The organism is Nonomuraea sp. NPDC048892, assembly GCF_040649735.1.
Taxonomy (GTDB): Bacteria; Actinomycetota; Actinomycetes; order Streptosporangiales; family Streptosporangiaceae; genus Nonomuraea; species Nonomuraea maheshkhaliensis.
Genome location: NZ_JBEZFZ010000022.1, coordinates 108,203 through 131,612, shown reverse-complemented (window position 1 = coordinate 131,612; position 23,410 = coordinate 108,203). Strand labels below are relative to the sequence as shown.

21 protein-coding genes are annotated in these 23,410 nt (G+C 71.7%); 8 read left to right on the top strand and 13 right to left on the bottom strand.

All coding sequences use genetic code 11. The features are described from left to right. Positions 1-21 precede the first annotated feature (21 nt). Complete coding sequence (locus AB0C28_RS43475) at positions 22-864, bottom strand: alpha/beta hydrolase (protein ID WP_358081651.1); 843 nt, start codon at positions 862-864, stop codon at positions 22-24. 179 nt (positions 865-1,043) lie between these two features. On the opposite strand from AB0C28_RS43475, the gene AB0C28_RS43470 reads away from it, so the two are divergent. Both AB0C28_RS43470 and AB0C28_RS43465 read left to right on the top strand, forming a co-directional pair. Then, positions 1,044-1,370 (top strand): Fe-S cluster assembly protein HesB, encoded by a 327-nt coding sequence (locus AB0C28_RS43470; protein ID WP_357848617.1) that lies wholly within the window; start codon positions 1,044-1,046, stop codon positions 1,368-1,370. Between the two features lie 174 nt (positions 1,371-1,544). Beyond that, entirely contained in the window at positions 1,545-2,129 is a 585-nt protein-coding gene (locus AB0C28_RS43465; protein WP_358081648.1) for a hypothetical protein, read from the top strand. Between the two features lie 122 nt (positions 2,130-2,251). Here the strand turns inward: AB0C28_RS43465 and AB0C28_RS43460 are convergent, their stop codons facing one another. From AB0C28_RS43460 to AB0C28_RS43410, 11 genes are all read right to left on the bottom strand, one after another. Then, positions 2,252-2,548, bottom strand: a complete 297-nt coding sequence (locus tag AB0C28_RS43460) for a hypothetical protein (protein ID WP_357848620.1) — start codon at positions 2,546-2,548, stop codon at positions 2,252-2,254. Beyond that, the gene (locus AB0C28_RS43455) at positions 2,549-3,208 is read right to left on the bottom strand and encodes an HNH endonuclease family protein (protein ID WP_358081645.1); all 660 of its coding nucleotides are present in this window, start codon (positions 3,206-3,208) and stop codon (positions 2,549-2,551) included. Positions 3,209-3,308: 100 nt separating this feature from the next. After that, positions 3,309-4,187, bottom strand: coding sequence for a 2-hydroxy-3-oxopropionate reductase (locus AB0C28_RS43450; protein ID WP_358081643.1), 879 nt, complete (start codon positions 4,185-4,187; stop codon positions 3,309-3,311). A 55-nt stretch (positions 4,188-4,242) separates the two neighbouring features. Then, a complete protein-coding gene (locus AB0C28_RS43445; protein WP_358081640.1) occupies positions 4,243-5,046 on the bottom strand; it encodes a TIM barrel protein in 804 nt (267 codons plus the stop codon). Beyond that, on the bottom strand, positions 5,043-5,765 hold the full coding sequence (locus AB0C28_RS43440) for a GntR family transcriptional regulator (RefSeq protein WP_357848628.1): 723 nt from the start codon (positions 5,763-5,765) through the stop codon (positions 5,043-5,045). Before AB0C28_RS43440 ends, AB0C28_RS43445 begins: the two co-directional genes overlap by 4 nt. A gap of 50 nt (positions 5,766-5,815) precedes the next feature. Then, entirely contained in the window at positions 5,816-6,742 is a 927-nt protein-coding gene (locus AB0C28_RS43435; protein WP_358081637.1) for a D-2-hydroxyacid dehydrogenase, read from the bottom strand. Beyond that, positions 6,739-7,626 (bottom strand): carbohydrate ABC transporter permease, encoded by an 888-nt coding sequence (locus AB0C28_RS43430; protein WP_346110531.1) that lies wholly within the window; start codon positions 7,624-7,626, stop codon positions 6,739-6,741. The genes AB0C28_RS43435 and AB0C28_RS43430 overlap by 4 nt, the downstream gene beginning before the upstream one ends. Beyond that, positions 7,626-8,510 (bottom strand): sugar ABC transporter permease, encoded by an 885-nt coding sequence (locus AB0C28_RS43425; protein ID WP_357848632.1) that lies wholly within the window; start codon positions 8,508-8,510, stop codon positions 7,626-7,628. Before AB0C28_RS43425 ends, AB0C28_RS43430 begins: the two co-directional genes overlap by 1 nt. A gap of 8 nt (positions 8,511-8,518) precedes the next feature. After that, a complete protein-coding gene (locus tag AB0C28_RS43420) occupies positions 8,519-9,808 on the bottom strand; it encodes an ABC transporter substrate-binding protein (RefSeq protein WP_357848634.1) in 1,290 nt (429 codons plus the stop codon). An 86-nt stretch (positions 9,809-9,894) separates the two neighbouring features. Next, a complete protein-coding gene (locus tag AB0C28_RS43415; protein ID WP_358081634.1) occupies positions 9,895-11,778 on the bottom strand; it encodes an alpha-amylase family protein in 1,884 nt (627 codons plus the stop codon). Continuing rightward, complete coding sequence (locus AB0C28_RS43410) at positions 11,775-13,853, bottom strand: alpha-amylase family protein (RefSeq protein ID WP_357848638.1); 2,079 nt, start codon at positions 13,851-13,853, stop codon at positions 11,775-11,777. The genes AB0C28_RS43415 and AB0C28_RS43410 overlap by 4 nt, the downstream gene beginning before the upstream one ends. Positions 13,854-14,006: 153 nt before the next feature. Between AB0C28_RS43410 and AB0C28_RS43405 the strand changes: the two genes are divergently transcribed. Together AB0C28_RS43405 and AB0C28_RS43400 are read left to right on the top strand one after the other, a co-directional pair. Continuing rightward, positions 14,007-14,765, top strand: coding sequence for a hypothetical protein (locus AB0C28_RS43405; RefSeq protein ID WP_358081631.1), 759 nt, complete (start codon positions 14,007-14,009; stop codon positions 14,763-14,765). Next, entirely contained in the window at positions 14,758-15,900 is a 1,143-nt protein-coding gene (locus tag AB0C28_RS43400) for an XRE family transcriptional regulator (RefSeq protein WP_357848642.1), read from the top strand. Before AB0C28_RS43405 ends, AB0C28_RS43400 begins: the two co-directional genes overlap by 8 nt. A gap of 6 nt (positions 15,901-15,906) precedes the next feature. On the opposite strand, the gene AB0C28_RS43395 is transcribed toward AB0C28_RS43400, so the two are convergent. Further along, positions 15,907-17,001 (bottom strand): serine hydrolase domain-containing protein, encoded by a 1,095-nt coding sequence (locus tag AB0C28_RS43395; RefSeq protein WP_358081629.1) that lies wholly within the window; start codon positions 16,999-17,001, stop codon positions 15,907-15,909. A 218-nt stretch (positions 17,002-17,219) separates the two neighbouring features. Between AB0C28_RS43395 and AB0C28_RS43390 the strand changes: the two genes are divergently transcribed. From AB0C28_RS43390 to AB0C28_RS43375, 4 genes are all read left to right on the top strand, one after another. After that, on the top strand, positions 17,220-17,957 hold the full coding sequence (locus AB0C28_RS43390; protein WP_358081626.1) for a helix-turn-helix domain-containing protein: 738 nt from the start codon (positions 17,220-17,222) through the stop codon (positions 17,955-17,957). Positions 17,958-18,044: 87 nt separating this feature from the next. Beyond that, positions 18,045-19,031 (top strand): zinc-binding dehydrogenase, encoded by a 987-nt coding sequence (locus AB0C28_RS43385; RefSeq protein ID WP_358081623.1) that lies wholly within the window; start codon positions 18,045-18,047, stop codon positions 19,029-19,031. A 43-nt stretch (positions 19,032-19,074) separates the two neighbouring features. Next, a complete protein-coding gene (locus tag AB0C28_RS43380; protein ID WP_358081620.1) occupies positions 19,075-21,342 on the top strand; it encodes an ABC transporter transmembrane domain-containing protein in 2,268 nt (755 codons plus the stop codon). Between the two features lie 188 nt (positions 21,343-21,530). Then, on the top strand, positions 21,531-23,357 hold the full coding sequence (locus tag AB0C28_RS43375) for an ABC transporter ATP-binding protein (protein ID WP_358081617.1): 1,827 nt from the start codon (positions 21,531-21,533) through the stop codon (positions 23,355-23,357). The last annotated feature ends 53 nt before the right edge of the window (positions 23,358-23,410 follow it).

Genomic DNA, 23,410 nt, shown 5'->3' with positions numbered 1-23,410 from the left:
GTCGGCCCGGAGTCAGGTCCTCTATCCGAGCGTGAGCATCGCCTCGGTGACCTCGCCGATCGCCGCAGGGGGGATCGCGGAGGCGGCCTCCTTGAGGACGAGCAGCCGTGCCCGCGGGATCTCGCGCGCGATCGCCTCGCCGTTGCCGACGGGGAAGAACCGGTCGCGGCGGCCGTGGACGACGAGCGTGGGAACCTCGATCTCGGGCAGGCGCTCGCGCCAGCGGGGCGCGCAGTCGAGCCTGGAGAACACCATGCCCAGCTGATTGGCCAGCTGGACCGGGGGCGCGGTGCCGGGCGTGCGGTCCCAGACGCGCGCGGCTATCGCGCGCGCGGCGACGGGGTCGTCGCCGAGGATCTCCGCGCCGGCTGCGGCGAACTCCGCGACCGCCTCGTGGTCGGCCCAATCGGGCATCGGACGCGCGAACAACCGGCTCATCGTCGCCTGGTCATGGTCGGGGAGATCGTCGTCGGGCGGGCCAGGGGCGACCGCGCGGGTGCCGACCAGGGTGAGCGCCGAGAACGCGCCCGGATGGTCGAGCACGGCCACCTGGGCGACCATCCCGCCGACGCCGATCCCCGCGAGGTGCGCGGGCCCCCCGCCGAGCGCGTCAGCGAGGGCCGCCGCGTCGGCGGCGAGGTCGCGCAGGGTGTAGGCGGGCGCCTCCGGATCCGTCGTCGTCGATTCCCCGCTGTCGCGCAGGTCGTAGCGCACCACACGGCGCCCGCCGGCGGCGAGGCGCCGGCAGAGCGCGTCGGGCCAGGAGAGCATCGTCGTCCCGCCCGCGAGCAGGACGAGTGGCGCGTCGTCGGCACCGAACGACTCGATGCCCAAGGCGATCTCCTTGGCGTTGACAGTGGTCATCGGATCACCGGGAGAGGTGACGGCCGAGGATGACAGCGTGATTCGAGTCATGCCAGGGCAGACCCGATCCGCCGCCCGAACTCATCGCTCACGCCGCATGAAGCGTGTGCAGGAGCCTCGGAGTTTGGGGTGGGACCCGTGGGTTAGGCGGAGGGTTCACGAGGACAAAGGAGCAGGTCGTGCTGGTACTGACTGACAACGCCGTCGTCGCCATCCGGGATCTCATGGATGGGGAGGACGTGCCCGCCGACGCCGGGCTGCGCATCTCCGCCAAGGCCGACGAGGCCGGGACGCTGGAGGTGGCCCTGGCGACCACGCCGCAGGCCGGGGACCAGGTGGTGGAGAAGGAGGACGTGCGGGTGTTCGTCGCGCAGGACGCGGCGCCCATCCTCGACGACAAGTCGCTGGACGCGGACCCGGGTATGCCGGGTCAGCCGATGTTCCGCCTCGACCGGCAACCCGGCGGCCACAACGGCCGCAGCGCCCAGAACGGCCAGAGCGTTTAGCCGCCGCTGCTGGTGGTGCGTGTCTCCTCCGGGCCGGGTTCCGCCGGCTCGGAGGATCATGTTCAGGACGACCCTCGCAGCGAAGGGCTGAGCAGCGCGTACGGGAGAGGAATCCTCCGGTTCGTGAGGTTAGGCTGCTGGGGAAGCGACACCTGACGAGAGGCGGCTGACCGCATGGGCGCGCCGGGCCAACCGAGAGCGGACGCCGGGAACCGGGACCTCATCGCCGACGGCCTCGACCGCATGATCGCGCTGGCCGAGCAGGCGGGCCACGAGGAGACCTGGGCGTGGGACGCGCTCAGCCGCTTCGTCGAGGGCTGCGTCGAGCTGGGACTCGACCCGCTGCTACCGATGGTGGGAACGCCGACGCCCGAGTCGGGCGCGACCCACGAGGCGACCGTGGCCCACGAGGCGATCGTGACACACGAGGTGAGCGAGACCCGCGAGGTGATTGTGACGCCCGACACGACCGTGACGCCCGAGATCGTCTCAGGCCGCGCCCGGCTGCTGGAGGAGCTCGGCGGGATCGTCGGCGCCGCCCACGCCGAGGGTGCGCTGCGGCTCGACGTGGGCCCAGGTGACGTGATCGGCGTGGTGGGGCTGCTCATGCGAGGGGTGCCGACCCTGCCGGCCGAGCTGGGCGAGGACCTTCGGGACCGCGCGGTCCGGCTCGCGCTGGCCGGCATGCGCAACCACCCCGCCCCCGCCCCACCCGGCCGGCCCATGAGCGGCGACGAACTGCTCCAGCGCCTCTCCTGACCCCGACGACACGCCGGACCGACACGCAGCCCACCCGCCGCACGGATCCGCCGCGTGACCGGGCTCCGGTAACGGACTGTCACCGGGGCGGAGCGGTGGCGGGCCGTCGTCGGGGCCGGGGCTCAGGTGAGCGGGCGGAGGGCCGAGAGGCCATCTGGGAGGCCGTCCGGGAGGCCGTGGCGGACCGCCTGGACGATCTCCTGGTGCAGGTCCTGCCCGAGGCCGGGAGCCGGGCTCAGGGGGCTGCCGTCGATCTCGTACCACTCGTCGGCGTCCAGGTACTGCACGCGTACCGTCACCCGGTCGCCGGACACCTCCGTGCGCACGGTCAGCTCGCCGGTGATGACGCCCACCTCGTCGGTCATCACCCCACCAGGGCCGGCGACGACGTTGCTCTCGAAGCTCCCTACGGCGTCCATTCAGGCCTCACCGTCCATGCGGCAGGTGCCCACCATCTCGGTCAGCGCCTCCCGCTCGGCCTCGGTGATCGTGAGGTCGTAGCGGGACTTCACGTCGATCCAGGCCCGGCTGTAGACGCACCAGTACGACTGCTGCGGCGGCCGCCACTGGTCGGGTGACTGGTCGCCTTTCGACCGGTTCGAGGACGCCGAGACCGCGATGAGCTGCGGCCCTTCGAGGTCGTTGGCGAACTCCCTGCGCCGGGCGTCGGTCCAGGTGTTCGCCCCGGAGCGCCACGCCTGGGCGAGCGGGACCATGTGGTCGATGTCGAGGTCGGAGGCGTCGGTGAAGTCCCTGCTGTCGTACTCGCTGTGCCAGGTGCCCGAGATGGCGCGGCAGTTCTCGTCCTGCTTGACGTCGGCGCCGTCGCGGGCGAGCACGACCTCGCGGGTGTCGCAGGAGTTGCCCTGCTGAATCCAGTGCGGGAAGCGGGCGCGGCTGTAGCCGGACATCGAGCCAGGTTCCGCGACGTCGAGCCGGGCGAGCTGCGCGTACGCGGCCTCGGCGGACAGGGGCGGTGGCAGCTCGGCCGGTCCTGCGGCGTTCGCGCCGGCCGCAGGGAGCAGGGTGAGGAAGGTGACGGCAGCCGCGTACGCGGGCCATGATCGCAAAGAGAACATGGCCCACGACTACGGGCACAATCCCCCTAAGTGGTCAGAAGGCGCGCCTCCTTGTCACTTACGGTGACGTCCATAGAGCTACCCATACCGGGCGCTTCCCCTACGCGGTGCCGGAGAGGCGCTCCACGCCGCGCAGCAGCGCCGAGTGGTCGAGCCCGCCGTCGCCGGTCGCGTTGGCGGAGGCCACGAGCTGGGCCACGAGCGCGCCGAGCGGCAGCACGACGCCGGCCTCGCGGGCCGCCGAGGTGACGATGCCCATGTCCTTGTGGTGCAGCGCGATGCGGAAGCCTGGCTCGAAGGAGTGCCCGGTCATGTTGCCGCGCTTCTGCGTCAGTACGGCGGAGCCGGCCAGGCCGCCGCCGAGCACGTCCATCGCGGCCTCCAGGTCCACCCCGTACGCCCGCAGGAACACCACGGCCTCGGCCAGCGCCTCGATGTTGGCCGCCACGATGAGCTGGTTGGCGGCCTTGACCGTCTGGCCTGAGCCGCTCGGCCCGACGTGGACGACGGTCTTGCCGACCGCCTCGAAGATCGGCCGGGCGGCCTCGAAGTCGCCGGCCGCGCCGCCGACCATGATCGACAGAGCCGCGTTCCTGGCGCCGGCCTCGCCGCCGGAGACGGGGGCGTCGAGGTAGCGCAGGCCCCCGCGGCCCGCCTCCTCGGCCAGCTCGCGGGTGACGTCGGGGCGGATGGAGGAGAAGTCGATGATCAGCGTGCCGGGGGCGGCGTGCGCGAAGACGCCGTCGTCGCCGGTCAGCACATCCTGGACGTCGGGCGAGTCGGGCACCATGAGCGCGACGACCTCGGCGCCCGTCACGGCGTCGGCGACCGACCCGGCCACCCGCCCGCCGGCCGCCGCCAGCGGCTTCGCCTTGTCCGGCGACCGGTTGTACCCGGCCACGGCGTGCCCGGCCCTGACCAGGTGGACGGCCATGGGCGAGCCCATGATGCCGAGGCCGATGAAGGCGATGGCGCTCACGTGGATGATCCTTCCGTGTCGGCCGCGGCGTCGAAGGCCGCGTTCGGAGTCGCGTTCATGATCGCGGGTCGGGGGCGGCGGCCCGCTGCTCGCGGGGGAGCCAGGCGAAGGCGTCGGGCCCTTCCGCGCGGTATTCCAGGCCGATATATCCGTCATATCCGGCGGCGTACACGTCGTCGATCCACCGCGGCAGCGGCAGCTCGCCCGAACCGGGCGCGCCCCGGCCAGGGGCGTCGGCGATCTGCACGTGGGCGATGCGCGCGGCGTGCCGGTCGATGACGGCGGCCATGTCGTCGCCGTTGACGGCCAGGTGGTAAAAGTCGGCGAGCAGGCCGAGGTTGGGCACGTCGCCCAGCCGGTCGAGCACGGCCACGGCGTCGGCGGCGGTCAGCAGCGGATAACGCGGCGCGCCGCTGACCGGCTCAAGCAGCACCGTGCCCGAGACGCCCTTGGCGCAGGCGGTCAGCAGCTCGGCGCCCAGTTCGTCCTGCTCAGCGGGGTCGGCGCCGTCGATCCGGTTGCCGTAGAGGGCATTGAAAGCACGGCAGCCGAGCCGCTCGCCGATCGCGGCCACCACGGGGATGTTGTCGAGCAGCTCACGCGTACGGCCCGGCCAGGACACGACGCCCCGGTCGCCGCCCGGCATGTCGCCGGCGAAGAAGTTGAGCCCGGTCAGCCGCACGCCCGCGTTCTCGACGGCGGCGACGAACGCGTCCACCTCACGGTCGCCTGGCACCGCCACCGGCCACGGCCACCAGAACTCGACGGCGGTGAACCCGTCGGCCGCCGCCGCGGCGGGCCGCTCCAGCAGCGGCAGGTCCGTGTAGAGGAGGGAACAGTTGACGCTCCACCTGGTCACGCGTGGGCCTCTTCCGATCGTTCGCGGCGCAGCTGGCCGAGCAGCCGCCCCTGGGCCTGGTCGAGATGATGGGCCAGGCACTGCTGCGCCCGCTCGGGGTCGCCGTCGCCGATGGCCTTGAGGATGTCGTCGTGCTCGTGCGCCACGTTCATCGGGTCCGTGGTGCGGTGGGCCTGGAACTGGCCCATGGTGAGGTGCACCTCGCCGAGGATGACCTCGTGCATCCGCGCCAGGCGGCGGCTGCCGACGGCGGCCACCAGCGCGGAGTGGAAGGCGATGTCGGCCTCGACCTGAGTGGCGAACGCCCCCGCGTGAGAGCTCTGGTCGGAGCCGTGCTGGGCCGTTTCGCCGGCCGCCACCCTCATCGCCGCCTGGGCGCGCACCGCCTCGGGCGGCACCTTGCCGGCGCGGGCCAGCGCCACGACCGCCGCCCGTTCGACGGTCTCGCGGCTGAAGTAGAGGTCGCGGATCTCCGCCTCGTCCAGCTTGGGGACGACGGCGGTCTTGTGCGTGGTACGGCGCAGCAGCCCGAGCGCGGTCAGCCGTTCGAGGCAGGCTTTGGCGGTGGGGCGTGCGACGCTGTACTCGTTCGCGATCCGGATCTCGGTGAGCTTCTCCCCCGGGGCGATGTCGCCGTTGACGATGCGCTTGCGTACGGACTCGTAGAGCGCTTCCGTCAGTGATGATGGTCCGAGAGGAAAGCTGGGCTTACCGTCCATGGAACTCCTCCCAGAAAAGGCAAAATCGTCAGACAAGTATACTGCGCCTCTCAGTACCCGGCGGCCTTGTCGACGACGTTGCGCAGCGGCTCGCCCCTGGCGAAGCGGCCCAGGTTGTCCAGCAGGATGTCCAGGCCGCGGCCCGCGGTCTCGCGGGTGGTGGCGCCGTTGTGCGGGGTGACGATGACGTTCGGCAGCGACCAGAACGGGCTGGCCGGCGGCAGCGGCTCCACGCCGTGGGCGTCCAGGCCCGCGCCGGCGATCTCGCCCCGGCGCAGCGCGCCGAGCAGGGCGTCGTCGTCGGCGATGCCGCCGCGCGAGACGCAGACGAAGCAGGCCGTGGGCTTCATCGCGGCGAACTCCGCCTTGCCGAAGCGCCCCGCGGTGGCGTGGGTGAGCGGCGCGGTGACCACCACGTAGTCCGACTCGGCCAGGAAACGCGGGAACTCCTCCGGGCCGAGCAGCTCGTCCACGCCGGGCGCGGGGGCGTCCTTCCTGCGCATGCCCAGCACCCGCATGTGGAACGCCTTCGCCTTGGCGGCCAGGTCGAGGCCCGCGTGCCCCAGCCCGTACAGGCCGACGGTCTTGCCGGCCAGCTCGCCGTGCGTGTAGCGCTCCCAGCGGCGCTCGGACTGGGCACGCAGCCAGCGCGGCACGTCCCTGTCGAGCATGAGGAGCAGCAGCATCGCGTGCTCGGCCAGCGGGATCGCGCCGTTGCCTGTGGCGGAGGTGAGCGTCACGTCGCTGGCCAGCAGCGTGTCGGACAGGACGCCGTCCACGCCCGCCGCCGGGCTGTGCACCCAGCGCAGCCGGCCCGCCCTGGCCAGCAGCGGCTCGGGCACCTTGCCGACGACGGCGTCGGCCAGCTCGATGCCGCCGCCCGGGTCGGCGGCGAACTCGACGTGAGCGTCTCCCGCCGCCCTGCGGATGCGGCGGCGGGCGAGCTCGTCGTGGTCGCCGGTGATGATGATTCTCATTTGAGCCCCGTGGTGGCGATGCCGCGGATGAGCTGTTTCTGGGCGATGGCGAAGAAGATGAGCACCGGCAGCAGCGACACGAGCGACATCGCGAACAACATGCCCACGCCGCCCTGCGACTCGGAGTCGACCATGGAGTTCAGCGCCACCGGCACCGTGAACATCTTCGGCGAGGTGAGGTAGATCAGCGGGATGAAGAAGTCGTTCCAGGTCCAGATGAAGGTGAAGATCGTGGTGGTGACCAGGGCGGGCCGCATCAGCGGGAGGACCACGTACCAGAAGGTACGGAACGGGCCCGAGCCGTCGATCCAGGCCGCGCGGTCCAGGTCGCGCGGGATCGTCCTGATGAACTGGACCATCAGGTAGATGAAGAACGCGTCCGTGGCCAGGAACTTCGGGATGAGCAGCGGATAGTACGTGTTCACCAGGTCGAGCTGCGAGAAGAAGATGTACTGCGGGATCACCAGCACGTGCATCGGCAGCATCACCGACAGCAGCGTGATGGCGAGATAGACCCCGCGCATCCGGAACTCCAGCCGGGCCAGCGCGTACGCCGTCAGCGAGCACGAGAACAGGTTGCCGATGATCGAGCCGACGGTGACCAGCAGCGAGTTGAGGAAGAAGACCGTGAACGGGCGGTTGAGCGCGTTCCAGCCCTCGACGAAGTTGTCGAAGGTGATCTCGCTGGGGATGAGCCCCGTCTCGGTGAGGATGAGGTGGTCGGGCTTGAGCGAGCTGACGATCATCCAGATCAGCGGATAGAGCATCAGCAGCACGAAGACGCCGAGCCCGAGGTGCTTGAGTAGGTCCCGGCGCCCGCGCCGGCGCAGGAACGCCGTGGAGCGGGCGCGGGCGGAGTCGAGCGAGGTGGTCGCGGTCGTCATCAGTCGTCTCCGTAGAAGACCCAGTACCTCGACAGGACGAAGTGCACGGCCGTCACCAGGCCGATGGCCGCCATCAGCACCCAGGCCAGCGCGGAGGCGTAGCCCATGTCGAAGTTCGTGAATCCCTGCTGGTAGATGTAGAGCGTGTAGAACAGCGTCGAGTTGGCCGGGCCCCCGGTGCCGCCGCTGACGACGTGGGCCTGGGTGAAGGTCTGGAACGCGCCGATCGTCTGCAGGATGAGGTTGAAGAAGATGATCGGCGTGAGCAGGGGGATCGTGACCCTGGTGAACTGGCGCACGATTCCGGCGCCGTCCACCTTGGCGGCCTCGTACAACTCCTCGGGGATCTGGCGGAGGCCGGCCAGGAAGATCACCATGGGTGAGCCGAACGTCCAGACGTTCAGGACGATCAGCGTCGAGAGCGACAGGCTGGGGTTCTGCAGCCAGCTCCCGAGCTCCAGCCCGAACAGCGACAGCGCCCGGTCGATCAGGCCGTCGTCGCCGAAGATCTGCCGCCACAGGATCGCCACGGCGACGCTGGTGCCCAGCAGCGAGGGCAGGTAGAAGGCGCTGCGGTAGAAGGCCAGGCCGCGCAGGCCGCGGTCGAGGATCAGGGCGAGCAGCAGCGCGAAGCCGAGCTGCAGCGGGATCGAGACGACCACGTAGACCGCGGTCACGCGGACGGCGGCCCAGAAGTAGTCGTCCTGGAACATGCGCTCGAAGTTCTCAAGGCCGTTGAACTTCGGCGAGCTGAGGATGTTGTAGTCGGTGAAGGCCAGGTAGAAGGAGGCGATCAGCGGCACGGCCGTGACCAGCACGAGGCCCAGCCACCAGGGGATCAGGAAGACGTGCGCGGCGCCGCCCTGACGATGGAGCTTCGACATGGGAGTTCCTACTGGGCGCGGGCGATGCCGGCATTGATCTCGTCGAGCAGCCGTTTCGCGCCGTCGGCGGTGCTCAGCCGGCCGAGCGAGATCTCCTCGGCGACCCTGGCCATGGCCGTGCGCCAGGTGCTGGTGCCCGGCGGCGCCTCGAAGCGGGGACGGCGCTCGGCCTTACGGCTGACCTGTACGGCGTCGAGCATCTCCTTGTCGTCGCCCTGCGCACTGGCCAGCGTCTGCTCGAAGACCTTGGGGTTGACCGGCGCGCCCATGGTGAGACCGACGGTCTTGATCATCGCGGGGTCGTTGGTGTTGTAGCTGACGAGCTTGCCCGCGGCCTCCAGCTTGTCGTCGTCGATGCCCTGGTAGATGGCCATCCGGGGGTAGTAGAGGAAGGGGTGCCCGGCCTGCGCGTCCTTGTTCACGGGCACGCTGCGCAGCTTGAAGGAGTAATCGGGGAACATCTTGGCGTCGTCGATGATGTGGTTGGAGTTGCCGACCTTGGCCAGCACCTTCTTGCCGACCACGGCCCAGTCGGGGCCCATCCCCTCCTGCTCGCTCAGCGTCATCACGGCGCCGGCCTTCTGCATCTTGTCCCACCAGTCGAACCAGGCCCGCACGCTGTCGGCGGTGAAGCCGGGCTTGCCGTCCTGGGTCCAGAGCAGCTCGCCGCGCTGGCGCAGCCAGGCCTCGAACACCATGTCGGCGTCGGCCTCGTACGGCATGCCCTTGCGCTGCTTCGGGTTGTCCTTGGAGTAGTCGATGAGGAACTCCGACCAGGCGTCCCAGTCGGCGTCGGCCGGCGGGAGCTTGACGCCGTCCTCCTCGGCGAACGTCTCGTTGTAGCGGAAGACGGGGACGAAGATGCCGAACGGCATGGTGTTGAGCTGCCCGCCCAGCTTGAACGACTCCAGCTCCTCCTTGGAGTAGTCGGCCAGGTTGACGCTGGGCACCTCGTCGAGGCGGCGGTAGATGTTGCTCTTGTGGTACGTCATGACCTGCGCCGATGCGACCCAGAAGATGTCGGCCACGTCGCGGGCCGCCATCTGGGTGGTCATGCGCTCCTGGAAGGCCGAATACTCGGCGAACTCCGGCTCGACCTGGATGCCCGGGTTCTTGGCCACGAACTCCTTGAGCGCCTTCGTGTAGTTCTGCTGCCGGACGTTGTTGCCCCACCACGCGTACCGCAGCGTGGTGCCGCCTCCGCCGCCCGAGTCGCCGGCGCCGCACGCCGTGAGGCCGGCCCCCAGTGCCCCGGCCGCCACCAGCTTCAGGAACCCCCGCCGATCTAGTCCGCTCATCACTGTGTTCTCCCGTCGTTCTCACAGGGGACCGGCTACCCCGGTGATGGTCCAGTGTTCATTTGTCTAACGAGACCGTCAATAGGTCATGAATACTTGTTTGACAATTTCACGACTTCGAAGAGGCCGATCTCGGGCAGCCGCACCCGGCCGCCGTCCACCTCCAGGGGGCGGTCCGCACGCAGCGCGTGCGCCCGCCACTCGCCCTCCCAGGGCAGGTCCAGCCACGATTCGGCGATCGGCAGCGGGCGGCGGAAACGCTGATCGGCGTCGCCCGAGCGGTTGAGCAGATGGATCACCCGCGTGTCCCCTGCGCGGGCGGGCACGATCTCCGCCTGCTCGGGCAGCCCGGTCTCGACGGCGAGGCCGGCGGGCAGGCGGTCGGCGAACAGGTCGCGGTGAGCGCTCAGCCCGGTCTCCCGATAGCCGCGCCCGACGGTCCAGGGCATCAGCACGCCTCTGCCCCGGCCGTACGGGGCGCTCAGCCAGCCGGGGTGGCCGGTCTCCAGGTGGCCGTGACACTTCTCCGGCGGGCCGTACCTGGCCCTGGAGAGCGCGGGCAGGCCCGTCTCGGCGCCCGGCGCGGGCTCGACCACGTGGAAGGCGCCGATCACCGGCACCATGCCGCGGTCGCCGCGCAGGTGCAGCGAGCGGACGGACTCCTCCGTCGTGTACGCGGCCAGCCGGCGGGCGACGGGCAGGCAGGCGAGCCCCGCGTCGCTCGCACCGGTCGCCAGCACGGTGCCGCCCGCCTCCGCGTACGCGTCCAGCACCTCGGGACGGCTCAGCGCGCCGATGTCGGGCAGCACGACCAGCCGGTAGCGCGACAGGTCACTCGCCGCCAGCTTCTCCTCGGGCAGCACGTCGAAGGGCACGTGCCGCTCCAGCAGCGCCAGGTAGAGCCCCTGGAACTCGGCCCGCTCCCCTTCGGGGCGGACCAGCAGCGTGCGCGCCTCGGAGACCAGGTCCCGGTAGACCTCGGCGTGGTCGCGGTGGAACCGGGTCAGCTCGCCGGCGATCTCCAGGCACTCGTACGGGCTGTCGTCCGGCGTCCCCATGATGTACGTGGACGGGATCGCCCCCCGCGAGATCGCCTGCAGCAGATACTGGGCGAAATGGTGAGGCTCCTCCCCCGCCATCCGGTACGGCATGTCCACGAACCCCACCGAGTTGACCAGCACCGGCACCTCAGGCCGGTACGACTTGGCCGCGCTCACGTGCTCGCTGGTCCTGTGGTGCCAGAGGGGCCGGCCGACGGCGTTGTTCGCCTCGTGGAAGACGATGTCGGCGTGCTCGCCCAGGATGAGCGCCGCCTCCGGTCTTCGCGCGGCGATCTCGGCCCTGATCCTGGCGTGCAGGTCGTCCAGCGTCGCCCGTGTGAACGCGCGCCACCGGGCGTCCGCCCGCTCGGGCAGTTCACCGTCGTAGCGGCGGGCGCAGGCCAGGCAGTGGCACACGCCCCAGTACGTGCGGCTGTAGTCCACTTCGTTGAACGACATCCAGTTGAGGAAGAAGCCGTCGACCTCGTACCGGTCGAGCACCTCCCCGATCACCTCGAACAGCTTGACCTGGTAGTAGTCGCCGCTCGGGCACACGCTCGTGAGGCCGTTGTAGACCTGCCGCTCACCGGCGGGCGAGACGAAGCACCACTCGGGATGCCGCTCCGCCCGCCGGTGGTCGATCTTGGAGAAGTCCATCCTGGCCAGCACGCGCACGCCCCTGCGCCGGGCCGCCGCCACCGCGTCGCCGATCAGGTCGCCGGACGGCCGCTCGGCCAGGTGCGGGTTGCGCGTCTGGAAGTCCAGGCCGGTCGGATAGTTCGACAGGATGCCGCCGACGCTGATCAGCCAGGCGTTCGCGCCGAACTCCTCCAGGTAGTCCAGCACCCGCTCGACGTCGAGCCCGGCGTCCACCTCGCGGAGGTTGGTCTGGAACATCCGGAACGGCTCACGCCACCAGACGCGGCTCACCCCTTCTCCCAGGTCACGTGCACGACCTCGATGAGGCCCACGCCGGTCAGCTCCACCTCGGCCCGGCCCTCGCGGACGGCGACGGGGACCTCGCTCCCGTCCACCAGCAGCCGGGCCGTGGCACCCGCCGTGTCCCGCGGCAGCGCGACGGAGACCGTCTGCGGCGGCAGCGGGATGGTCTCCCTGATCGCGCCGCGCATGGCCATGGGGTTGGTCAGGTTGACCACGGTGACCGCGAGGCCGTGCTCGTCGCGGCGCACCGCCAGGTCGACCAGCCCTGGGCCGCGTACGGTGGCCTCGGGCTCGCCGCCGAGCGCCCAGCGCACCGCGTTGGCGATCAGCAGGCCGTGATCGGCCTGGAGCGTCTCCCAGAAGATCGCCCCGAGGTCGAACGGGATGTAGACCACCCGCCCAGGGCCCTCCCTGGTGATCACGGCAGGGGCGTCGGGGGCCTTCCTGGCGTACAGCTCCTCCATCGGCAGATCCGGAAAGTCCGGGATGAAGCGGAACGGCACCTGCGTGCCCGGCCTGGCCACGACGCCCAGCAGCCGGGTGCCGCCGATGATCCGCCCGGCCGGGCCGAAGCCGTCGCTGACCGGGTGCTCGCCGGTCAGGGCGATGTAATTGTTCTTCACCGGGCCTCTGAGCCGGGTCACCAGGTCGGCGCCGAAGACGTCGGCCAGGCCGAAGTTGGCGCGCGGCGCGCCGTGCTCGTCGTACAGGGAGGACTGGTGCGCGGCGACCAGGCCGCCGCCGGCGGCCACGTAGTCGCGGACCGCCGCGCACTGCTCGTCGCTGAGCTGCTCGGCGTTGGCCAGCACCAGCACCTTGTACGGCCGCAGCCGCTCGGCCGACAGCACCTGGTCGGCCAGCAGGTCGAACGGGATCCGCGCCTCGACCAGCGCCTGGTAGAAGCCGTCCTCGTCGGGGAAGGAGTGTGCCGCCCCGCTCCTGATCCGCCCGGCCCTGCTCGGGTCGACCAGCGCCACCTCGGCCGTGACCGGCATCGGCGCCAGCACCGGCTCCAGCTTCGCGTGCAGCCCGAACGCGTCCACCACGGCCGGCACCCAGCGCGGGTCGGAGACGGTGGCGTTGAACTTGGTGAACCACGGGAACGCGCCCTGCGCGAACCCGTCCACGATCCACGTCCGCACCTCCTCCGGCGGGGCCACCGAGTCCTTCCACCGGTGCTGGTGGTACTCGGGCCCGACCGAGGTGATGAGCCCGACCGGCCGGTCGGGGAACAGGCCCCTGCTGCGCTTGGCCACCCGCCCGGCCGCCCACGGCGCCTCGATGCCCGAACGGCCCTGCTTGTCCACCACGAACAGCGGGTAGACCCGCTCGACCAGCTCGGGCTCCAGGTCGCGGGCGGCGAAGGCGCCCAGGTTGGGGATGAAACGAGCGTGCGGCCGCAGGTCCTTGACCGCCGCGTCCCAGATCGCGACCAGCTCGCTGAGCCGGCGCCGCCGCCAGGCCACATAGGCGGGCCAGGCAGGGTCGGTCGTGTCGTGCTCGCGCTTGGGCAGCTCGAACCCCGTGTCGTCGCGGAACGAGCGCCGCGCGGCCTCGCTGTAGGAGATGCCGTAGTAGCCCTCCCACCGGTTGGCGAAGATCGCGTCCACGTCGTACTCGCGCACGATCTCCCTGGCCACCTCGGTGATGAACTCCCGGTGGTAGCCGGTGAAGGCGCAGGTCAGCCAGATGCCGGGATGGGACCAGTGCTCGATCGGCGCGCCGTCCTGGTCGCACGCCAGCCACTCGGGATGCGCGGTGGCCGCGTCGGCGTGCACGGCGTGGGGGTCCACCCTGGCCATGACGTGCATGCCGAGCCCCCTGGCCGCCTCGACGAGCGCGCCGAACGGGTCGGTGTCGCCCATGAAGGTGCTGCGGTGGTGGTACGGGATCAGGGTCGGGTAGTAGGCGATGTAGCCGCCCGCGCTGATGCAGACCGCGTTCGACCTGCTGTCTCGCATCACCGAGGTCCAGAAGTCGACGTCGAGGTGTGCCGGGTCGTCCTCGGCCAGCGTCAGTTGCGTCCAGCGGGTCGCCGTCAGGGGCCAGTCGGGTGTTCGCATGCGGAAGCGCACCTCTCGTCAAGCTCACTTGTTAGACGCGGAATATTGTCATACAAGAATGCAAGCCGTACAAGGGGGAAGGTGTGTCGTGCGGGCAACATGAAGTCGTGGCGGGCCTATGATGTTGGAAAGTAAAGCGGCAGGAGGTCGGGCATGCGGATGTCCCAGTGGGCCCACGACACGTTCGGGCAGCGCGCTCCCCTGATCAGACAGGGCGTGGCCGAGGCTCTGTCGGTCGCGCTGGAAAACGCCAGGGACGCGCAGAAGGTGGCGCAGACCGATCATCTGCACCCGTTCGGGTTCACGCTCATGTCGCGCAAGTTCGAGGCGCTGGCCGAGGCGTTCGAGGACATGGGCGACGTGCGCGTCGTCAAGCCCGGCGGCTCCCAGCACGAGCTGGTCGTGCTCGACGGCAAGCTGCTGTTCCCCTTCCGCTACGCCAAGGACCGCTCGCTCACCGTGATGAGCGCCAGGATCGGCGACGGCCGCCCGTCAGCGCTGGTACAGGCGCTGTTCAACCGGTTCGGCCCCGAGCCGCGGATGCGGCAGCTCGCGATGCACGACCTCCCGCCGCACGCGGTGCCGGTCGCCGAGGCGCTGGGCGACCTGCCCGACGACACCCGGCTGGTGCTGATCGCCTACGCGGCCAACGCCCACGCCGGGCTGCTCGATGCCTGGTGGGGCGAGGCCGAGCTGCTCGACCGCTTCGGCAGCCTGCGCTGGCACCAGTGCGAGCCGATCCCGCTGGCCCACGAGGCCGGCGCGCCCGCCTCCGGTGACAGCGCGGCCGCCTTCGACCAGGGCGTCCTGCCGATGCCCGAGGTCAACGCGCGCACCGGGTCCGCCCGGTCCGGTGAGCGGCCGGTCGCCGAGGCCACCCCGATCCGGCCGGAGGCCGCCGGCGGTGCGTGACTCCCGGGCGGGCGGGCCGAGCCCGCAGGCCGTCGCCGACGCCTTCGACGCCACCCGCCTCACCCAGGCCCGTCACCTGGCCGCGCTCACCAAGAAGGAGGTCGCCGAGCATCTCGGCGTCTCTCCGGCGGCGGTCGGTCAATACGAGGCGGGCGTCACCCGGCCGCGGCCCGACCTGATCGCGCCGCTGGCCGAGGTGCTGTCGGTGCCGATGGCGTTCTTCCTGCCCGGCCGCCCGCACGGCAAGCTCGACGGGTCCATGGCCCACTTCCGCAGCCTGCGCTCCACCCGGGCCTACCAGCGGGCCAAGGCCGTGGCCTTCGTCGAGCAGGTGTGGGAGCTGGCGTACGCGCTGGAGAAACGGGTGCAGCTGCCCGCCGTCGACCTGCCCGGGTTCGCCGGCGGCGAGATGCACTCCGCGCTGCCGCGCGACCCGGCCGGGGCCGCCCGCGCGCTACGCTCCCACTGGGGGCTGGGCGCCGGGCCGATCAGCCACCTGGTGCGCCGGATGGAGGCGCACGGCATCGTGGTGGCCTTTCCCCGCCACGACCCCGACGCGGTGACCGTCGACGCCTTCTCCACCTCCAGCCTGCCCCGGCCGATCGTGGTGCTGACGCCCAACCGGTTCGACGACATCTACCGCCACCGCTTCACCGCCGCCCACGAGCTGGGCCACCTCGTCCTCCACGGCGACACCGCCGCGGGCGACTCCCACCAGGAGCGCGAGGCCGACGCCTTCGCCGCCGAGTTCCTCACCCCCCGCGACAGCATCCTGCCCCAGCTCCCGCTCCGCGCCGACCTGCGCAGGCTGGCCGAGCTGCGGCAGACGTGGGGGGTGTCGGTCGACTCGCTGCTCTACCGGTGCCGGGAGACCGGCCTGCTGTCCGACTCCGCCGCCGGGCGCGCCTACCAGCGCCTGGCCGCGCTGCGCGAGCAGCCCGGGTTCACCAACGAGCCGGTCTCCGGCTATCCGGGCGAGCAGCCGGTGCTGCTGGCGCACGCCTTCGAGCTGGCCTGCAAGGAGAGCGGGCTGAACGCGGCGACGCTGGCCAGAGAGCTGGCCTGGCCGATCGCACGGGTACGCGAGCTGATCGGCCTGCCCGACCAGCGGCCGTCGCTGACGCTCGTGCCCTGAGCGGGGTCACCTCCCGTCGTCCGCGCCGAACTCCTCCGCGCCGAACTCCTCCGCGCCGAACTCGGACTGGAGGAGTTCGGTGAAGGTGGTGATGAGGTCGCCCCAGTCGCCGTTGACGTTGCTGACGAGCAGGTGCTCGCCGTCGCGGCTGCCCATGGCGTAGGTCCAGGAGCCGTTGATCGCGCCGCCGCCGCCCCAGACCGTCTGCCCGCCGGGGAGCTCCTGCCAGAAGACGCCCAGGCCGTACGTGGTGTTCGGGATCCAGCCTCCGCCCTCCGTCGAGACGCCGGTGAACATCTCCTCCATCTGCTTCTGCGGCAGCAACCGGCCGCCCAGGAGCGCCCGGAGGAAGAGGTGGAGATCCCCGGCCGTCGAGACCATGCCGCCGGCCGCCCAGGCGCCGGAGGCGTTCAGCTCGGTGACGTCGTGGATCTCGGCGTCGGGGTCCGGGAGCATGAGCTTGGAGTAGTGGCGGGCGTGGGGACCGCGCAGCTCGGTGTCGTCGCCGGGCACGTACGTCCCCTCCAGCCCGAGCGGGTCGGCGATGCGCCGCCGGACCTCCTCGGCGTACAGTCTGCCGGTGACTCGCTCGATGATCATCCCGGCGAGCACGAAGTTGGTGTTGGAGTAGCCCCAGCCCTCGCCCGGCGCGAAGGCGGGCTCATGGCGCATGGCGATCCGTACGAGCTCCTCGGGGCTGGAGCGGTCGAAGCGGCGCTCCAGGACGCTCGGCCCGGCGTACTGCCCCTGCATCTTCTCGTCCATGGTGTAGTTGAAGATGCCGCTGGTCTGGTTGAGCAGCCGCCGGACAGTGATCTTGTCGCCGTCGCGGATCGCGCCGGGCAGCCAGGTCTCCACGGTGTCGTCGAGGCTCAGCCGGCCCTCGGCGTCGAGCAACAGCACCACGGTCGAGGTGAACGCCTTGGTGAAGCTGCCGATCCTGAACCGGTCCTGCCTTCCGCGCGCCCGACCGCTCTCCAGGTCGGCCACGCCCGCCGTGCCGAACCAGCTCTGGGTCCCGTCGCGCACGTCGGCGAGGATCCCCGGTACACCGCCGTCGTCCACGACCCGTTCGAGCATCCGCTGAAGCTTGCCGTTCATTCGTGGCACTCCCCTGTTCGCGATAGTACGTGTTCGGTGAATGCCAAAAGCTACGTTGCGTTTCAGTGTCCAGTCAATGCCGTTCGACGGCTTGAACTGCATTTAAGCAGCTCATTGACGGTAGAGATTGCAATGATCCTGACCTCGAACGCAATGGGGAAGTTGCAATGAGATGCATTCGAACGCAATACTGGCGGCGAAACGGATGAGGAGGCGGGATGCCCGGAGGCAGGCTCACCTACGAGGACCGGCGGCGGATAGCGGCGGGGCTGTCGGAAGGGCTGGGCTACGCCGAGATCGCCCGTCGCCTGGACCGGCCGACCTCCACGGTCAGCCGGGAGGTCCAGCGCAACGGCGGCCCCAAGGGCTACCGGGCCGACCGCGCCCAGCAGCTGGCCGGACAGCGCGCCCGCCGCCGCAAGCCGGCCCCGCCACCTGCCCACAAACCCGCCAGGCGGACCCCCGAGCCGGGCCACGGGCGCGATCTCAGGGCGGTGGGCGCGTTCGCGGATCGGATGGCCGAGGTCCTCGTCCAGATCGGCATGCCCAGGATGACGGCCAGGATCCTCACGTGCCTGGCCACCACCGGCACCGGCGCGCTCACGGCCCGGGAGCTGACCGAGCGGCTGCGGGTCAGCCCGGCCTCGGTGTCCACCGCGGTCGCGTACCTGGAGGAGCAGCGGCTGATCAGGCGCGAGCGCGACCCCCGGAGCCGCCGCGACCGCTACGTGGTGGACGACGACATCTGGTATCGGTCCTACCTGACCAGCGTGCAGCGCAACGCCATGCTCGCGGAGGTGACCGCCGAGGGCGCCAAGCTCTTCGGCACGGCAACCCCGGTCGGGGGACGCCTGGAGAACGTGACCAAGTTCCTGCGCCACACCAACGAGGACATGATCCGGGCCGCCGAGCACTGGCGGCACCTGTTCGCGCCCGGGGACTCGCCGCCGGCGTGAGGTCACCCTGGACTTTCGCTTGACATCAACTTTAGTTGAGGTTGCAGCCTGGGAACGCGAACCTACCCCGACCTCACGGAGCACCCCATGCACGCCGTCGTCCTGCACTCCTTCGGCCCGGCCGAGAACCTCGGCTACGAGGTCGTCCCCGACCCGGAGCCCGGCCCCGGCCAGGTGCGCATCGCCGTCAAGGCGGCCGGCGTGCACCTGGTCGAGACGATGTTGCGCAAGGGCGGGATCAGCGACCCGGAGACACCGCTGCCGCCGCTGCCCGACCTGCCGACGATCTTCGGCGGCGAGGTGGCGGGCACCGTGGACGCCGTGGGACCGGACGTGGACCCCGCCTGGATCGGGCGTGACGTCGTGACCTCGGGCGGGCAGCCTGGCGGGTACGCCGAGCTGGCGGTCGCCGACCTGGCCGCCGTGCACCGCATCCCCGACGGCGTCGATCACGCGTCGGCCGTCGCCATGATCGTCACAGGGGTCACCGCGCTGCACTTCCTCGACGTGGCCGAGCTGACCTCCGCCGACGTGGTCCTCGTGACCTCGGCGGCCGGCGGCGTCGGCCGGCTCCTCGTCCAGTACGCCCGCCGCCTGGGCGCCCAGGTGATCGGCGCGGCGGGCGGGCCCGCCAAGGTGGCCGCCGTGCGCGAACTGGGCGCGGACCTCGCCGTCGACTACGACGAGCCCGGCTGGGAGCAGCGGGTCGCCGACCTGCTCGGCGGCAGGAAGGTCACCGCGCTGCTCGACGGGGTGGGCGGGGACCGGGCGCGGGCGGCGTTCGAGCTGCTCGCCGACGGCGGCCGGTGCCTCACCATCGGCACCGCCTCCCAGCGGCCCATCGAGCCGGATCCGGGGCTGGTCGCCTCGCGCGGGCTGAGCGTGACCAACGCCCTGCTGCTCCTGCTCGGTCAGCAGGACGAGCGTCCGGCGTACGAGGTCAGGGCGCTGGCGGCCGTGGCCGAGGGCACGCTGGTGCCGGCCGTGCAGACGTTCCCGCTCGCCGAGGCCGCGGCGGCGCACGCGGCGCTGGAGTCGAGGCGGACCACGGGCAAGGTCGTACTGGTGCCCTGACCTGGCCACGAGACCGTCGGTCCTCCCGGCTACTGTGCGATGCATGGCGGAAGACCCCATCAATCCGGGAACCCCCGACGTCCGCGGCCCAGGGCGCTATCTGTGGTGGCTGGTCACGAGCCAGCGGGCGCGGATCCTGGCCGGGGCGTCGCTGGGGACCGCCTGGATGGTCGGCCTGACGCTGCCTCCCTACCTGCTGTCGCGGGCCATCGACGACGGGCTGTCCACAGGGCGCTATCCCGTACTGGCCTGGTGGGTGGCCGCCGTCTTCGGCGCGGGGCTGCTGAACGCCTGGCTGGCGATCATGCGCCACCGGACGATGACGAGGGTGCGGCTGGACGCCTCCTACCGGACCGTGGAGGCGGTGACCCTGCACGCGACCCGGCTCGGCGCGTCACTCCCCGGCCGGGTGACGGCCGGGGAGGTCGTCACGATCGGCGCCGCCGACGCCGCCGTGATGGCCCAGACACTCACCATCACCGGGCCTGGGGTCGGGGCGGTGCTGGCCTACATCGTGGTGGCCGGGCTGCTGCTGTCGGTCTCGCCGCTGCTCGCCGCCGTGGTGCTGCTGGGGGTGCCGCTGCTGGTCGGCGTGCTCGGGCCGCTGCTGGGACGGCTGCGCGGCGCCGAGACCGCCTACCGGGGTCGGCAGGGCGAACTCGCCGCCCGCTTCGCCGACCTCGCCGGCGGGCTGCGGGTGCTCAACGGCATCGGCGGCAAGGACGTCTACGCCGACCGCTACCGGCGCGGCTCGCGGGAACTGCGGGAGCAGGGGTACCGGGTGGGGGCGGTGACGAGCTGGATCCACGCGCTGGGGGTGGGGCTGCCGACGCTCTTCCTCGGGGGCGTGACGTGGCTGGCCGCCCGGATGGCCGCGCAGGGGGAGATCACGGTCGGGGAACTGGTGGCACTGTACGGGTACGCGGCCGTGCTGGTGGTGCCGGTCTCGTTCTTCGTGGAGGGCGGCTACGACCTCAGCCGCGGCCTGGTCGCGGCCCGCCGCGTCATCCACTTCCTCAGCCTCCGCCCCGAGGGCGACACGCCACCCGGGCTTCGGCACGAGCCCGACAGGCCTACCGGAGACGCATCGCCCGAGCTTCGGCACAAGCCCGACGGGCCCGCCGGCGACGCGCCGCCCGAGACCTCGCGCGAGGCCTCGCGCGAGACCGCTGCGCCCACCGGCGGCAGGGGTGCGTCGCCGGGTGGAGGGGAGCCCGCGCCGACCGGTGACGGCAAGCGCACGCCGCCGAGCGGCCGGAAACCCGCGCTGCCCGGTGGCGAGAGGCCCAGGTCGCCGGGCGGTGCCGACCTGCCGCCGCCCGACGCACCGGCTGCCCTGCGCGATCCGGCGTCCGGGGTGGAGATCGTTCCCGGGCTGGTCACGGCGCTGGTCAGTGCGCGAGCGGCGGACTCGGCGGCGGTGCTCGACCGCCTGGGCGGGTTCGACCTCTCGGGCAGGCTCGACGCCGAGACCACCCCAGGCGCGACCACGACCACGGGCTCCGGCGCAACCACGGACTCGGGCACGACCACCACCCCGGGCGCGACCACCGGCTCGGGTGTGACCTGGGGTGGGGTTCGTCTTCGCGACATCGATCGCGAGGCGCTGCGGGAGCGGATCCTGGTGGCGGACAACGAGGCCCACCTGTTCGCCGGCACGTTACGCGAGGTCATCGCGGGCAGCCGGGAGCCCGACGACGCGGCCGTCGAGCGAGCCGTGCACGCGGCCATGGCCGAGGACATCGTGCAGGCGCTTCCGCACGGCCTGGACTCCCCCATCTCCACCCAGGGCCGCAACCTGTCCGGGGGCCAGCGGCAGCGGGTGCGGCTGGCCCGCGCGCTCCTGGCCGACCCGGAGATCCTGCTCGCCGCCGAGCCCACCTCGGCCCTGGACGCCCACACCGAGGCCACGGTCGCCGCCCGCCTGCGTACGGTACGAGCCGGCCGCACCACGGTCGTCACCAGCACCTCCCCACTCGTCCTGGACCGGGCCGACCGGGTGTACTACCTGGTCGACGGAACGGCCGTGGCCGCGGGAACCCATCACGACCTGCTGCGCGAGGAGTCCGGCTACCGGGCGCTGGTCTCACGCGGCACAGAAGACGACAACCCGGACGACACGACCACCAACGGCCGAACCAACGGCCCACCCACCTCCGGCCACCCTTCCGACCACCCTTCCGGAGCACCCAGCGGGCCCCGCACAGGAGGTCCGACCGGCATACCCAGCACAGGAGGCCCGGCCGGAGTGCCCGCCGGCCCTGGCGCGGGCGGCCGAGCCGGCATCACACCTCAGGAGGCCGGCCGGTGAACGACGCTGGAGACCAGTCGGGAAGCAGTGCAGAAGACGTCCCGAGAAGTAGGGCAGGAGGCCGCCCGGGAAGCCGTGCAGAAGGCCGGCCGGCAAGCAGCGCACCAAGCCGGTCGGGAAGCGGTGGGGCGCAGGGCGTGCGCGGTGGGTTGCCTGTTGCCGGGTCCGCGCAGACGCGTAAGGCGGCGGTGCGGCTCGTTCGCTTGGACGGGCGGGCGTTCGTCGCCATGCTCGTGCTCAACGGGCTGGCCGCCGTCGCGGGGTTGGGCGCGCCGTGGCTGCTCGGCCGCATCGTGGACGAGGTCAAGGCCGGCGCCGCAGTCAGCACGGTGGACCGGCTGGCGCTGGCCATTCTCGGCTGCGCCGTGGTGCAGTTGCTGCTGGCGCGTTACGCGAGCTACGTCGGCCATCGGTTCGGCGAACGTACGCTGGCCAGGATCCGCGAGCAGTTCACCGAGCGCGCGCTGGCCATGCCCGCCTCGGTGGTCGAGCGGGCGGGCACCGGCGACCTGACCACCCGGGGCACCACCGACGTGGCGGCGGTCGGGACCACGCTGCGTGACGCCGGGCCTGACGTCGCCATCGCCTCCGTCCAGGCACTGTTCATCCTGGCCGCCGTCTTCGTGCTGGACCCGCTGCTCGGCGCGTGCGGGGTGATCGGGCTGTCGGGCATCTGGTTCGCCTCCCGCTGGTACCTGCGCCGGGCGCTCGGCGCGTACCTGGAGGAGGGCGCCGCCAGCTCGGCGCTGGCCGAGGAGCTGGCCGCCACCACGACCGGCGCCCGCACCGTGCAGGCGCTCAGGCTCGAACACCGCCGCCTCATGGCCTGCCGGCGGACGGTCGAGGAGTCCCGGCGGGCCAGGACCAGGACGTTGTTCCTGCGCAGTGTGCTCTTCCCGGTGGTGGACGTCTCGTACGCGATCCCGGTGGCGGCCGTGCTGCTGGTCGGGGGCGCGCTCACGATGCGGGACCCGTCCGCGATGACGCTGGGCACGGTGGTCGCCTCCGCCCTCTACCTGCGCCAGCTCTCCGAGCCGCTGAACACCGTCCTGCAACGGCTGGAGGAGCTGCAGAGCAGCGGCGCCGCCTTCGCCCGCGTCGAGGGCCTGGCCGCCCCTCCAGGGACCACACCCGCGGGCCCGGCGTCCAAGGGCCCGACATCCGAGAATTCGGCGTCCAAGGATCCGGTGTCCGAGGGGCAGGCGTCCGAGGGGCAGGCGTCCGAGGGGCAGGGCCGGATTTCGGGGGACGCGGCGGCCGGTGGGTCCTCGGTGCCCGTGGATGATCGGCTGGAGGTCTCCCGTGCGTCCTACGCCTACGACGGCGGGCCCGACGTGCTGCACGAGGTGGAGCTGAGCGTGCGACCCGGCGAGCGGCTGGCCATCGTCGGCCCGTCGGGGGCGGGCAAGACGACGCTGGGCCGACTTCTGGCCGGCATGGACGCCCCTCGTACGGGCTCCGTCACGGTCGGCGGCGTCCCCGTGGCCGACCTGGCCCCTGGGCTGCTCCGTGAGCGGGTCATCCTGGTCACCCAGGAGCACCACGTGTTCCTGGGCACCGTACGGGACAACCTCCAGATCGCCGCCCCCGAGGCCACCGACGCCGACCTGCGCGCGGCGCTGGCCGCCGTGGGCGCCGACTGGTTCGACGAGCTGCCCGACGGGCTGGACACCGACCTGCGCCACAGGCCGCACCGCCCGGACGGCGCGCGGGCCCAGCAGCTGGCCCTGGCCCGCGTGGTGCTGGCCGACCCGCACACGCTGATCCTCGACGAGGCGACCGCGCTGCTGGATCCGCGTACGGCCCGCCACACGGAGCGCGCCCTGGCCGCGGTGCTGGAGGGCCGTACGGTCATCGCCATCGCCCACCGCCTCCAGACGGCTCACGACGCGGACCGAGTGGCGGTCATGCGGGACGGGCGGCTGACCGAGCTGGGCACGCACGAGGAGCTGGTCGCGGCGGGCGGCGCGTACGCGTCCCTGTGGCGCTCCTGGCACGGTGATCACGCCAATTGAGCGACCCCCGGTTCAACCACCCGGCCCGGCGGTCACGCCTGTTAAGGGATGAA